This window comes from Cupriavidus sp. OV096, from assembly GCF_900115455.1.
In the GTDB taxonomy this organism is placed as follows: domain Bacteria; phylum Pseudomonadota; class Gammaproteobacteria; order Burkholderiales; family Burkholderiaceae; genus Cupriavidus.
This window is the reverse complement of the sequence record NZ_FOWM01000001.1, coordinates 546,190-557,936: the sequence shown is the minus strand read 5'-3', so window position 1 is coordinate 557,936 and position 11,747 is coordinate 546,190. Positions and strand designations below refer to the sequence as shown.

Here is an 11,747-nt window from a genome sequence, read left to right as displayed (position 1 = left end):
AAGGAGAGGGCGATGACAGCCATCGTGCGGATCGACGAGGAAGTGATCGGCGTCGACGAATTCGTGAGGGTACTCAAGCTGACCGGCCAGTTCGAGGGGCTGGTGGAACAGCTCGTGCGTGACAAGCTGACCGCCCACGCGGCGCGGCGGCACGGCATCAAGCTGGCGCCGGAGGAGATCCAGGAGCGCGCCGACCAGTTCCGCCGCGTGCAGGGGCTGCATCGGGCGGCGGACATGAACCACTACCTCGACGCGCTCGGCATCACGCTGGACGAGTTCGAGGCGTTCATCACCGACAGCCTCTACCAGGAGAAGATGCTGGCCGAGGTCTGCAACGACGCGGCCATGGAGACCTACTTCCAGCTCAACTCGCCGAAGTTCGACAGCATCGAGGTCAGCCATATCGTGGTGGATACCGAAGGCAAGGCGCGCGAGCTGGTCTCCTACCTCCAGGACGACCCGGACAGCTTCGGCGAGATGGCGCGCGAGCACTCGATCGCCGACACCCGCGAGCAGGGCGGCGACATCGGCAAGGTGCTGCGCGGCTCGCTCAAGAGCGACATCGAGGCCAAGGTGTTCAATGCCGAGCCGGGCGCCCTGCTGGGGCCGTTCCCGGCGGCGGACCGCTCGTTCTTCGAGGTGTTCCTGGTGCGGGCCAAGCATCCGGCGCGGCTCGATGCCGACGTGGCCGTGGAAGTGCGCCGGCTGCTGCGCGAGGAATGGCTGATGGCCAGGGCTCAGGAACATGTCATCCAAGCCCGCTAGCGATGCCGCCGCCGAGGCGCCCCCGCCAGGGGCCGCCCCTACGTTGGCCGCCCCTACGTTGGGCGCCCCTACGTTGGCCGATTTCCTGGCCACGGTGGAGATCCTCTCGCCGCTCTCGCGCGAGGAACTCGAACGGCTGGCCGCCAGCGCCCGCACGCTGACCTTCGGCTTCGGCGACACGGTCTGCAACGCGGGCGATCCGGCCGACGGCATCTTCATCGTCCGGGCCGGCTCGGTGCGCGTGTTCAACGAGGAGCACGGCAAGGAAATCAGCATGGGCGTGCGCAAGGCCGGCGAGGTCTTCGCCGACATCGCCCTGCTGCGCGACTATCGGCACGAGTCGTCGGTGCGGGCGTCGGGCAAGACCGAGCTGATCACGATTCCGCGCAGCGTGTCGGAGCCGGTGGTGGGCGGCAACCCGGCCGCGCTGGCCTTCATCACCAGCTACGTGGCGATCAGTTCGGCCGGCGGCTTCGTCGCACGGCTGTTCGATCTGCGCGGCAAGCTGGACAAGAGCGAACTGGAGGACGCGGTGCGCAGCGTGGGCGTGAAGCGCGTGGCGGCCGGCAAGCCCATCCTCCAGCAGGACGGCCGCGACGACCGCCGCCTCTACGTGGTGCGGCAGGGCACGGTGCGGATCGTGCGCGAGGAGGACGGCGATACCTTCCCGCTCGCCACGCTCGGCCAGGGCGAGATCTTCGGCGAACGGGCCTGCGTGATGCGGCAGGAGCAGATCGCCTCGGCCATCGCCGAAACCGACACGCGGCTGCTGGTGATTCCCGAGAAGACGGTCCAGCTGATCCTGGAGCGCAACGTGCGGCTGCGCGAGGTGCTGGAGGAACGCATCCGCGCCGTGGACCGCGAACTGCATCGCCAGAAGAAGCTGGCCGAGCGGCGCAAGCGGCCGGTGCTGCTCGATCTCCACTCCAAGCCGGAGTTCGGCGAGCGGGTCATCCGCCGTTTCGCGATGGTGGAGCAGGCCGAGGAGATGGATTGCGGCGCGGCGTGCCTGGCGATGATCTGCCGGCACCACGGCATTCCGATGACGCTGGGCAAGCTGCGCGAGCTGGCCAACGTAACCACGTCCGGCGCCACGCTGGACAGCCTGGCGCGCGCCGGCGAGTCGCTGGGCTTTACCACGCGCGGCGTGCAATGCACGCGCGACGCGCTGCTCGGCTTCGAACTGCCGTTCATCGTGCACTGGGAGGGCTACCACTACGTGGTGGTGTACGGCATCTCGGCGCGCCATGTCTGGGTGGCCGATCCGGCCATCGGCTTCCGCAAGATGAGCACGGAGGAGTTCGAGCGCGGCTGGAGCGGTACCTGCCTGCTGTTCACGGCCGGCGAGACCATGACCGAGCTGGCCGTGGCGCGCTCGCCGTGGCTGCGCTTCATCGGCTACCTGTCGCCCTACAAGCGCATCCTCGCGCACCTGTTCCTGGCGACCTTCGTGATCCAGATGCTCGGGGTGGTGCCGCCGCTGATCATCCAGAACATCCTCGACGGCGTGGTGGTGCACCAGAACGTCGGCCTGCTCCACCTGCTGATCCTGGGGCTGGTGATCTCCAACATCTTCACCCAGTTGATGGCAACCGTCCGCGCGTACCTGGCCAATTTCATGGTGCGCAACATGGACTTCGCGATGATGTCGCACTTCTTCAAGCACACGCTGTCGCTGCCGCTGTCGTTCTTTGCCAAGCGCAAGACCGGCGACATCTTCGCGCGCTTCCAGGAGAACCAGACGATCCGGGCCTTCCTGACCGAGTCCACGGTGACCACGGCGCTGAACCTGCTGATGGTGTTCATCTACTTCACCATCATGTTCTTCTACAACGTCAAGCTGACGCTGCTGCTGATCGCCTTCATCATCCCGATTGCCGCCCTGACCGTCATCGTCACGCCGAAGGTGAAGACCTACGCGCGCGACGTGTTTTCGGCCTCGACTGACGCCAAGTCCTACCTGATGGAGACGCTGGGCGGCGCGGAGACGGTGAAGGGCATGGGCATCGAGCGGCCCGTGCGGCTGCGCTGGGAGCGCAAGTACGCCAAGGCGCTGGAGAAGCAGTACCAGGCCCAGTCCTTCCACATCCTGGTCGGGCTGGTCAGCCAGGTCCTGAACGCGGCCACGACCATCGCGGTGCTGTGGGTGGGCGCCACGCTGGTGCTGGAGCGCGAGCTGACCATCGGCCAGCTGATCGCCTTCAACGCCTTCATGGGCAGCGTGCTGGCCCCGGTGATGGGGCTGGTGGCGCTGTGGAGCCAGTTGAACGACGCCGGTGTGGCGATGGAGCGCCTCGGCGACGTGCTCGACCTCGAACCCGAGCAGAAGCCTCAGGACGTCCTCTCGCGCGTGATGCTGCCGGACCTCCAGGGCGAGATCCGCTTCGAGGGCGTGTATTTCCGCTATGGCGGCGAGGACACCCCCTACGTGCTCGAAAACATCAGCTTCCACATGCGGCCGGGCGAGATGGTGGCCATCGTGGGCCGCAGCGGCTCCGGCAAGACCACGCTGGCCAAGATGCTGGTGGGCTTCTACAAGCCGAGCGAGGGGTCGATGTCGGTGGATGGCTACGACCTCAATGTGATCGACGCCGGCTTCTACCGCGCCCAGGTGGGCTATGTGATGCAGACCAACCTGCTGTTCTCGGGCACGATTGCCGAGAACATTGCCTGCGGCGACGACAGCCCGGACCGCCGCCGCATCGAGGAAGTCGCCAAGATGGCGGACGCGCACGCCTTCATCTCCAAGCTGCCGCTCGGCTACGAGCAGGTGGTGGGCGAGCGCGGCATCGGCCTGTCGGGCGGGCAGATCCAGCGGCTGTGCATCGCCCGGGCGCTGTACCACGACCCGCGCCTGCTGGTGTTCGACGAAGCCACCTCGGCGCTGGACACGCAATCCGAGAGCAACATCCTCGCCAACATGCAGGAGATCCTGCGCGGGCGCACGGCCGTCATCATCGCGCACCGGCTCAGCACAATCATGCAGGCAGACAAGATCCTCGTGCTGTACGAAGGCGGCATCGTGGAGCAGGGGCGGCACGAGGAACTGCTCGCGCGCCGCGGCATGTACTACCAGTTGGTCCAGAAACAGTTGAGCGCGGCATGAAGCTATTCAACCAGGGCACGCCTGTTACCTCCGCGGTGTCGTTTGCCGGGCTGATCGAGAAGATCGAGATCCTGCGCTCGACGCTGCGCTGGTCGTCGCGGCTGGAGCGGCCCGAGATCGAGAAGCTGCTCAAGCAGGCCACCACGCTGCGCGACGAGGTGATGGGGCTGTCACACAAGGAGCGCTTCGTGGCGGCCGCCTCGGCCGAGCCCGAGGCGGTGACCGAGGTGGAGCCGGTGGACCTGTCCTCGCGCGAGCGGCGCCAGGCGCTGATGGAGCGCAGCTTCATCTTCGAGGGCACCTTCGGCGACAACCCCAAGCTGCTGGAGGCACTGGAGATTGCGGAGAAAGCCTCCCCGACCGACCTCCCGGTGCTGATCGACGGCGAAAGCGGCACCGGCAAGGAGCTGATGGCGAAGGTGATCCACGCCAACGGCTCGCGCACGGACAAACCGTTCATCTCGGTCAACTGCGGGGCGATTCCGGACAGCCTGCTCGAATCGGAACTGTTCGGCCACAAGAAGGGCGCGTTCACGGGCGCCGCCAACGACCGGCGCGGCAAGTTCGAGAGCGCCCACACCGGCACGATCTTTCTCGACGAAATCGGCGAACTGCCTCTGGTCGGGCAGGTCAAGCTGCTGCGCGTGCTGGAGGCGCACGAGATCCAGCGCGTGGGTTCGGACGAGGTGATCTCGGTGGACGCCCGCATCGTGGCGGCCACCAACAAGGATCTACGGCGGATGAGCCAGGAAGGCACCTTCCGCGAAGACCTGTTCTACCGGCTCAGCGTGATTCATGTGACGTTGCCGGCACTGCGTGAGCGGCGCGACGAGATCGCGCTGCTGGTGGCCTATTTTGGCGATGAGTCCGCTGGGCAGCTCAAGCGCCGTCCGGTCAAGCTGACGCCCCGCCTGCGCGACTTCCTGATGCACTACGACTACCCCGGCAATATCCGCGAACTGCGCAACATCATGTACCGGATCTCCTGCCTGGCCGGCGATACGGCCGATCTGGCGCACCTGCCGCAGGACATCCGCCCCCGGCCGGCGGGGCTGTCCGTGGTGGCGGGGGCAGGGAAGGCCGGCGTGGCGGACGTGACCACGGCGACCTCGCTCGCCGAGGCCAAGCGCGCCGCCAGCGACGAGGCCGAGCGGGCCTTCCTCGAACGGGGCCTGCAGGAAGTGGGCGGCACGGTGGCGGAGCTGGCGCGGCGCTTCGAGATGAATCGCTCGCACGTGCAGATGCTGCTCAAGAAGCACGGCATCCATTCGAAGGATTTCCGGGGCAACCGGGCGGCGGAGGGCGGGAAGTAGGGCCCCTCGCTTCGCTCAGACTTCCGGATTGAGCAGCGTCATGTCGGAGCCGCCGCCGATGTCCTCGGCGCGCAGTACGACAACCGACACGTTGTCGTGCCCGCCATTCACCAGCGCGCGCTGCACCAACTCGTTGGCCGCCGCCGCGCAGTCCCCCGCGCTGGCTGCCAGCACCGCCGCGATGCCGGCATCCTCCACCTCGTTGCTCAGGCCGTCGCTGCAGAGCAGGAACATATCGCCATCGCCCACCTCTAGCGTCAGCACGTCGAGGTCGAGCCGGGTGGCGGCGCCCACGGCGCGCGTGATGGTGTTGTGGGCGGGATGGTGCTTGGCTTCCTCGGCCGTGATCAGCCCCCGGGCGCGCAGCCGCTCCACCTGGCTGTGGTCGCGCGTGAGCTGTTTCAGATGGCCGGCCCGGAAAAGATAGAGCCGGCTGTCGCCGGCCCAGAGGCACCCGCATCGCCGCTCGCAGGCCAGCATCGCCACGACGGTGCTGCCGATCACCCGGACCTTCATCCGCACGGCTTCGTCGATCAGCGCCTGGTTCACGGTCAGCAGCGTCGTGCGGGCGTCGTCCAGCGCGCCATCGAGGCTGCCGGGCGGCCCCAGGCCGGAGAGGGCCTGGACGATGGCCCGGCTGGCGAAGTCCCCCACGGCATGGCCGCCCATGCCGTCGGCCACCGCCCAGATGCCGCGTTCGGTCAGGTCCAGGCAGGCGTCCTCGTTGCGTTCCCGCACCCGGCCGACGTCCGTGGCGGCGGCCGAGCTCCAGCGGAATTCCGTTGCGCAGGTCACGGTGTGCTCCGGCGCGGAAGAAAGCGGCTCCGCGCAAGCGCCGCCCCCCGGGGCAGCATCAAAGGGTGGCCGGTGGGAGTGCCCCCCGGCTACCGGGCAGGACTCAGATCAACCGACCCTTGTTCCGGGCGTCCAGCGCGGCGTCCACGGTGATGGTCGAATTGGGCGCGTTGTTCTGGACGTCGATGTTCTGGAACTGGTTGTTCATCTGATCAGCATAGAAGCTGTAGTTGATCTCGTAAAAGTTCACGACTGGAGACGCGCTCGGGCGGGAGGCCACGTAGGGCTGGATCCAGCCGAACACCCACGGCGCGCCGCCGCCGCGAATGCAGGACATGGCGCGGAAATCCAACACGTGGTGGGTGTCGAGGTCCTTGACGATGAGGGTGGCCATGATGGTCTCCAGAGTCGGGGGGCGGCGCGTGGCGCCATGCCTGTATAGAGCAATCGGTGTGCCACAGGGGCTTTGTGATGCCGGGGGCGCATGGCGGGCGCGACGTGGCGTCGGGACGGCCCGCGGCGTTGGCACCGGCCCAACACCGGGCACGAGGGGTGTCGGCTGGCACCCGCCACAGCTATCCGGCTCTGGATGGGCAAGGTGGAAGCTCGGTTGATGGCCGCCAGCCAACACATCGCTCACAAAACTGTTGGATGGCCGCGCACGGTTTCTGGCCGGGAAGGGGTGCCGATCGCCCGCAACCCCTTGTCCTGCCGTGGTTCGATGGCATTGGCACGCTTGATGCGGTTGGTTGGCATCGACACAGCACTGGCTGCCTCCCACCGACACCGAACCGAGAACCGCCATGAACACCCAAAACCAACAACAAGACGACTACCTGCCCGGCGCCCATCTGGTTACGGAACGCAACGGCTACGTCCATCATGGCATCTACGCCGGCAACGGCCGCGTCATCCACTACGCAGGCTTCTGCCACGCCCTGCACGCCGCCCCGGTCGAGGAAACCTCGCTCGCCCAGTTCGCCCACGGTCACACAGTGGCGGTGAAGGTTGAACCCTGCGCCCGCTACCTCGGCATGGAAGCCGTCGCCCGTGCCCGCACCCGCCTCGGCGAAGACCACTACCACCTGCTGACCAACAACTGCGAACACTTCTGCACCTGGTGCCTGCTCGGCCAGGCCCGCAGCGAACAGGTGGACGCCTGCCTGCGCCAGCCCCGCGCCGCCGTCCACACCGTCCTGTCGATGGTGCGCGCCCTGCTGGCATCGATCGGCACCGGTACCGGCACCGGCACCGGCCTGACCGCCGCCTGAGCGGACCATCGAACCAACAGGGAGCAAGCCATGAGCGGACTGATCGATTGGGTAGGCTGCGAAAGCCGCCAGGCAAGGGCCTGCCACCGGCGCGCCGCCCGAGCCACCGCCAGCGGACGGCGTGACCAGCAAGGCGCGCGCCGTCGCACCAGCACCCGCCGCCGGCCATGGGCCGAACTTGCCGAGTTTGCTATACTCCGCCCCGTCTTCCGGCTCGGCCGGCCCATGGCGGCTGGCGCACCGTGCAGACGGTCCGCTCGCCGTAGTTCAATGGATAGAACGAGCGCCTCCTAAGCGCTAGATACAGGTTCGATTCCTGTCGGCGGGACCATCATCAAGTCGGCAGTCGTTCTCAGAAGTTCACCTCAGCACTACGTCCAGAGCCCGCGCAAGCGGGCTTTTTGCATTCTTCTGTATCAATGCGCCGCCAATCCGCGTATAGTCCGGCCCGCGGGGTGGAGCAGTTGGCAGCTCGTCGGGCTCATAACCCGAAGGTCGCAGGTTCAAGTCCTGCTCCCGCAACCAGATTAGAAAGCCCGCCGGCTTGCCGCGCGGGCTTTTTGTTTTGGTCGGCGCATTCCCGCCCACCCAGACCCTTCCGAGGGTCAGCGCACCGTTCGATGTCATGGCGGCGCGGCAACCGGCTATGATGTCGCCTGCGCGCCTCTCGCGCGTCGTAGAAATCCTAAAAGAACTGGTTCGCCTTCTTTCGCAAATGCCCCCTGTCAGGTCGTATCACCGCTGGCTGCCGGCGCTGGCCATGTTCGGCGCCATTCACGCCCTGGCTGCCACGCCGGACCCGGCGCTGGCCGATACGTCTGGTTGCACCGCGCTGATCGACATCGTCCAGGAAAGCCTGCGGGGGGAGATCGACGTGGCCTGTCCGGCGTCCGACAAAGTGGTGTGCGAGGCCAAGAATGGCCAGATCCGGGCGTTGCTGGAGATCATCGACCAGCGCCGCAAGCGCAATGCCGACGAATGCGAGACGCTGGCGCAGGTCAACCGCCTGCTCCGCGCGCTGCCGCCGAAGTCCTGACCCCGGCGCGATTCAGTGACTCATCTTCGAGAACAGCTGGATCACCGCCACCCCTGCAATGATCAAGCCGATGCCGACCCAGGCCGCCAGGTCCGGCACCTGCCGGTACAGCACTGACGCGATCAGTGTCACCAGCACGATCCCCGCCCCGCACCAGATGGCATAGGCCACGCCCACCGGCACGGTCTTCATGACCTGCATCAGCAGCCAGAACGCGGCCACGTAGCCGGTGACCACCAGCACGCTGGGCCAGAGGCGCGTGAAGTTCTCGGCCGCCTTGAGGCTGCTGGTGGCGATGACCTCGGCCACGATGGCCAGCGCGAGCAATAGATATCCGTTCGACATGGCAGATGATTGACGTCAAGGGCAGGCCAAGGGCCGGCGGGAAAGCGGCGCCGGAGGCGCTATAGCGCGGTATTATGCGCCGCGCCGCCAGGCAGAATGTGCTGTGCCCTCCCTCGCGGTGGTTGTGCAAATGCACATTGCACGCTTGAATGGACGTATGCGTATGACGCAAGGGTCGCCCGGGCAGTGCAAAAGAGGCGGTCCAGACAGTCGCGGTGTTAATCCGACCATGCCGGCAACCATAACAAGGCCGGTGGCGGGTGTTGGCTGACGGGTAAAGGGGAGCAGTATGAAGCAGGATATTGACACCGCAACGGCATGGCCGAAGCCGCATTTCGCCGACATCGAAGGCGCGCCGGACGCCTTGCCACCGCATGACGCCACCGAAGGCGTCTGGCAGAACACCATCGCTGCCGCGGACCATGCGCTGGAAGAAGCGAACCGCATCCAGCGGGGCGTCCAGCAACATCTCAAGCTGATGCAGGAAGTGCGTGCACTCCGCGACGAACTCCACAAGGCCCATGCCGAGGTGGATCGCTACCGTGGCATGCACGCGCGCGTGGTGGTGGGCATGCGCCAGCTGGAAGACGACAACAACGCGGAGATCGCCCGGCTGCGTGCCGACAACGAGATCCTGCAAGTCCGCCACCGGGTCTACAAGCTGCTGGCCGAGCACTACGCGACGGCTGCGCTGCGCCTTGAGCCCCCCCGGTTTGCCGAACACCGCGACCGCGTGCTGGAACACGTGCTGTTCCAGCGCCGCAAGGGCGTGCCGGTGACGCAGATGGCTGCCGCGGACGTCGCCTTCCTGCTGATGTAAGCTGGCTCAGGCAGCCCGCTGGCGCGGGCGCAGCACGGCCAGCGCCAGCATGCCGCCCACCACGCCCCAGAAGGCCGAACCCACGCCGGCCAGCGTCATGCCCGACGCCGTGATCATGAACGTCAGCAGCGCTGACTCGCGCTCCGCCGGCGCCTGCATGGCCACGGTCAGCCCATTGGCGATGGAACCCAGCAGCGCGAAGGCCGCGACGGCCACCACCAGCGCCTTCGGGAAGGCCGCGAACAGCGCCGCGATGCTGGCCGCCATGATCCCCGCCACCAGATAGCCGATGCCGCAGACTACGGCGGCCATGTAGCGGCGGCGCGGGTCGGCGTCGGCCTCGGGGCCGGTGCAGATGGCCGCCGTGATCGCCGCCAGGTTGATCCCATGCGAGCCGAACGGCGCCAGGATGGCCGATGCCACCCCCGTCACCGTGATCAGCGGGCTGGCCGCCACGTGGTAGCCATCCGCACGCAACACGGCCAGCCCCGGAATGTTCTGCGAGGCCAGCGCCACGATGAACAGCGGCACGCCGATGCTGATAAAGGCCGACAACGAGAACGCCGGCGTGGTCCACACCGGCAGCGTCACCGCAAATCGGATTTGTTCGAAATGGAGCTGCCCGAGCACCCCCGCCAGCGCCACGCCCACCAGCAGCACGCCCGGCACCGCGTAGCGCGGCCACAGGCGGCGTCCCACTAGATAAGTACCGAACATGGTCAGCAGCAACACCGTCTGGTGTTCCGCCTGCACGAAGACATCCACGCTGATCCGGAACAGGATGCCCGCCAGCAGGGCCGAGGCGATGCTCGCCGGCAGCGCGCGCATCAGCTTGTCGAACCAGCCGGTCAGCCCGGCGGCCGTCATCAGCAGCGCGGCGAGCAGGAAGGCGCCGATGGCCTCGGGGTAGGGCACGCCGGGCAGGCTGGCAATCAGCAGCGCCGCGCCGGGCGTGGACCAGGCCACCACGATCGGCACCCGGGTCATCAGCGACAGTCCCAGCGTAGTCACCCCCATGCCGATGGACAGCGCCCAGATCCACGAGGCGATCTGGGCATCGCTCAGATGCGCCGCCTGCCCGGCCTGGATCATCAGCACCAGCGAGCTGGTGTAGCCGGTGAGCATGGCGATCAGCCCGGCCACCGTCGTGGAAAGGGAGAGGTCGGACAGCTTGAGGGGGGCGGCGGCAGTCATGGTCGATGCGAAGGGGCGGACGGCCGACATCTTCGCATGGATGGGGGCGGCGGGGGCGCCAACGCGGCCCCCACGCGGCTCCCCGCCCGGGCTGGCAGGGAGGCCCTTAGTCGGCCACCTTGTCGCTCGGGAACTTGAACGAATCGCGCAGCAGGTAGCTCATCGGAATGTCCAGCGTGATGCCGTTGGGCGGGATCGGGCTAAGGAACCACTTCCGATACAGCTTCTGGGTGTCCTGGTCGTAGATCGACGTCACCATGGCCTTGTCCACCAGCTTCTTGAACTCGGCATCGTGCTTGGACAGCATGATCGCGTACGGCTCGATGGTCAGCAGGTCGCCCGTTACCGCCAGCGCGGTCGGGTTCTTGGCGTTGGCGCGCAGGCCGAACAGCAGCACGTCGTCCATCACGAAGGCGTCGGCGCGGCCCGCCTCGACCATGCCGAAGGCTTCGGCGTGATCCTTGGCCTCCACCACCTTCCAGCCCATGGCGCCCGCCTCATCCATCTTGCGGAGCATGGCCAGCGGCGTGGTGCCGGTGGTGGACACCACGGTCTTGCCGCGCAGGTCGCCCCACTTGCGGATGCCCGAATCGGCCTTCACCAGCATGCGGCTGCCGGCGATGTAGTGCGGGATGGTGAAGGCGACGAGGTCGCGGCGCTCGCGGTTGTTGGTGGTGGATCCGCATTCGAGGTCAGCCTTGCCGTCCACGATGGCCGGGATGCGCGAGGCCGGCGTCACCGGCACCCATTCCACGCGCAGCTGCGGCAGCTTGAGCTGGGTGCGCAGCGCCTCCGCCACCTTCAGGCAGAGATCCACGGCGTAGCCCATGGGTTTGCCGTCCGCCACGAACGAGAAGGGCACCGAGCTTTCGCGGTGGGCGATGCGGATGGCCCCGGTCTGCTGGATGCGCAACACCACCGAGTTGGGTGACGCCGCCCACGCCGGCAGGGCCGGCAAGGCAAGCAGCGTGGCGAGGAAACATACAACAAGCGCCGTGCTCCTGAAGGAGGCACGGCGCGGCAGGCCCGTATTGGTCATGAATGACACCCGTCCGAAAATTGTCTGGAAAGAAAACCCGGAAAACCCCGTTGGCCGGATGGG

11 protein-coding genes and 2 tRNA genes are annotated in these 11,747 nt (G+C 67.1%); 8 read left to right on the top strand and 5 right to left on the bottom strand.

Annotated elements, in window-relative coordinates; genetic code table 11:
* Nucleotides 1-12 precede the first annotated feature (12 nt).
* From BM115_RS02585 to BM115_RS02575, 3 genes are read left to right on the top strand one after another with little or no spacing between them, the layout of a single operon-like run.
* Complete coding sequence (locus BM115_RS02585) at nucleotides 13-765, top strand: peptidylprolyl isomerase (RefSeq protein ID WP_092290282.1); 753 nt, start codon at nucleotides 13-15, stop codon at nucleotides 763-765.
* Nucleotides 746-3,871, top strand: a complete 3,126-nt coding sequence (locus BM115_RS02580; protein ID WP_255370666.1) for a peptidase domain-containing ABC transporter — start codon at nucleotides 746-748, stop codon at nucleotides 3,869-3,871. Before BM115_RS02585 ends, BM115_RS02580 begins: the two co-directional genes overlap by 20 nt.
* Nucleotides 3,868-5,184 (top strand): sigma-54 interaction domain-containing protein, encoded by a 1,317-nt coding sequence (locus BM115_RS02575; protein ID WP_092290278.1) that lies wholly within the window; start codon nucleotides 3,868-3,870, stop codon nucleotides 5,182-5,184. The genes BM115_RS02580 and BM115_RS02575 overlap by 4 nt, the downstream gene beginning before the upstream one ends.
* 15 nt (nucleotides 5,185-5,199) lie before the next feature.
* Here the strand turns inward: BM115_RS02575 and BM115_RS02570 are convergent, their stop codons facing one another.
* Both BM115_RS02570 and BM115_RS02565 read right to left on the bottom strand, forming a co-directional pair.
* Nucleotides 5,200-5,979 carry a PP2C family protein-serine/threonine phosphatase gene (locus BM115_RS02570; protein WP_092290276.1) on the bottom strand — a complete coding sequence of 260 codons (780 nt, stop codon included), beginning with the start codon at nucleotides 5,977-5,979 and terminating at the stop codon, nucleotides 5,200-5,202.
* Between the two features lie 103 nt (nucleotides 5,980-6,082).
* Complete coding sequence (locus tag BM115_RS02565) at nucleotides 6,083-6,373, bottom strand: hypothetical protein (RefSeq protein ID WP_092290275.1); 291 nt, start codon at nucleotides 6,371-6,373, stop codon at nucleotides 6,083-6,085.
* Nucleotides 6,374-6,782: 409 nt separating this feature from the next.
* Here BM115_RS02565 and BM115_RS02560 point away from each other — a divergent pair, with 409 nt between their 5' ends.
* The 4 genes from BM115_RS02560 to BM115_RS02545 all read left to right on the top strand — a co-directional run bounded on the left by BM115_RS02560 (nucleotide 6,783) and on the right by BM115_RS02545 (nucleotide 8,286).
* The gene (locus BM115_RS02560) at nucleotides 6,783-7,250 is read left to right on the top strand and encodes a lecithin retinol acyltransferase family protein (protein ID WP_092290273.1); all 468 of its coding nucleotides are present in this window, start codon (nucleotides 6,783-6,785) and stop codon (nucleotides 7,248-7,250) included.
* A gap of 256 nt (nucleotides 7,251-7,506) precedes the next feature.
* Nucleotides 7,507-7,581: transfer RNA gene (locus BM115_RS02555), tRNA-Arg, on the top strand.
* 118 nt (nucleotides 7,582-7,699) lie between these two features.
* Nucleotides 7,700-7,775 (top strand) — tRNA-Met (locus BM115_RS02550).
* A gap of 190 nt (nucleotides 7,776-7,965) precedes the next feature.
* Entirely contained in the window at nucleotides 7,966-8,286 is a 321-nt protein-coding gene (locus BM115_RS02545; protein WP_092290271.1) for a hypothetical protein, read from the top strand.
* 12 nt (nucleotides 8,287-8,298) lie between these two features.
* Here the strand turns inward: BM115_RS02545 and BM115_RS02540 are convergent, their stop codons facing one another.
* The gene (locus BM115_RS02540) at nucleotides 8,299-8,631 is read right to left on the bottom strand and encodes a DMT family transporter (RefSeq protein WP_092290265.1); all 333 of its coding nucleotides are present in this window, start codon (nucleotides 8,629-8,631) and stop codon (nucleotides 8,299-8,301) included.
* Nucleotides 8,632-8,920: 289 nt separating this feature from the next.
* On the opposite strand from BM115_RS02540, the gene BM115_RS02535 reads away from it, so the two are divergent.
* Entirely contained in the window at nucleotides 8,921-9,451 is a 531-nt protein-coding gene (locus BM115_RS02535) for a hypothetical protein (protein WP_092290263.1), read from the top strand.
* Nucleotides 9,452-9,457: 6 nt separating this feature from the next.
* Here BM115_RS02535 and BM115_RS02530 read toward each other — a convergent pair whose 3' ends face one another.
* On the bottom strand, nucleotides 9,458-10,645 hold the full coding sequence (locus BM115_RS02530; protein ID WP_092290861.1) for a benzoate/H(+) symporter BenE family transporter: 1,188 nt from the start codon (nucleotides 10,643-10,645) through the stop codon (nucleotides 9,458-9,460).
* 106 nt (nucleotides 10,646-10,751) lie between these two features.
* A complete protein-coding gene (locus tag BM115_RS02525; protein WP_092290261.1) occupies nucleotides 10,752-11,684 on the bottom strand; it encodes an amino acid ABC transporter substrate-binding protein in 933 nt (310 codons plus the stop codon).
* Nucleotides 11,685-11,747 lie beyond the last annotated feature (63 nt).

What these genes read in the sequence shown, in the direction of transcription:
- BM115_RS02575 (WP_092290278.1), top strand. Translation starts at nt 3,868, where the DNA reads ATGAAGCTATTCAACCAGGGCACGCCTGTTACCTCCGCGGTGTCGTTT.
- BM115_RS02530 (WP_092290861.1), bottom strand. Translation starts at nt 10,645, where the DNA reads ATGACTGCCGCCGCCCCCCTCAAGCTGTCCGACCTCTCCCTTTCCACG.
- BM115_RS02565 (WP_092290275.1), bottom strand. Translation starts at nt 6,373, where the DNA reads ATGGCCACCCTCATCGTCAAGGACCTCGACACCCACCACGTGTTGGAT.
- BM115_RS02545 (WP_092290271.1), top strand. Translation starts at nt 7,966, where the DNA reads ATGCCCCCTGTCAGGTCGTATCACCGCTGGCTGCCGGCGCTGGCCATG.
- BM115_RS02535 (WP_092290263.1), top strand. Translation starts at nt 8,921, where the DNA reads ATGAAGCAGGATATTGACACCGCAACGGCATGGCCGAAGCCGCATTTC.
- BM115_RS02560 (WP_092290273.1), top strand. Translation starts at nt 6,783, where the DNA reads ATGAACACCCAAAACCAACAACAAGACGACTACCTGCCCGGCGCCCAT.
- BM115_RS02525 (WP_092290261.1), bottom strand. Translation starts at nt 11,684, where the DNA reads ATGACCAATACGGGCCTGCCGCGCCGTGCCTCCTTCAGGAGCACGGCG.
- BM115_RS02580 (WP_255370666.1), top strand. Translation starts at nt 746, where the DNA reads ATGTCATCCAAGCCCGCTAGCGATGCCGCCGCCGAGGCGCCCCCGCCA.
- BM115_RS02585 (WP_092290282.1), top strand. Translation starts at nt 13, where the DNA reads ATGACAGCCATCGTGCGGATCGACGAGGAAGTGATCGGCGTCGACGAA.
- BM115_RS02540 (WP_092290265.1), bottom strand. Translation starts at nt 8,631, where the DNA reads ATGTCGAACGGATATCTATTGCTCGCGCTGGCCATCGTGGCCGAGGTC.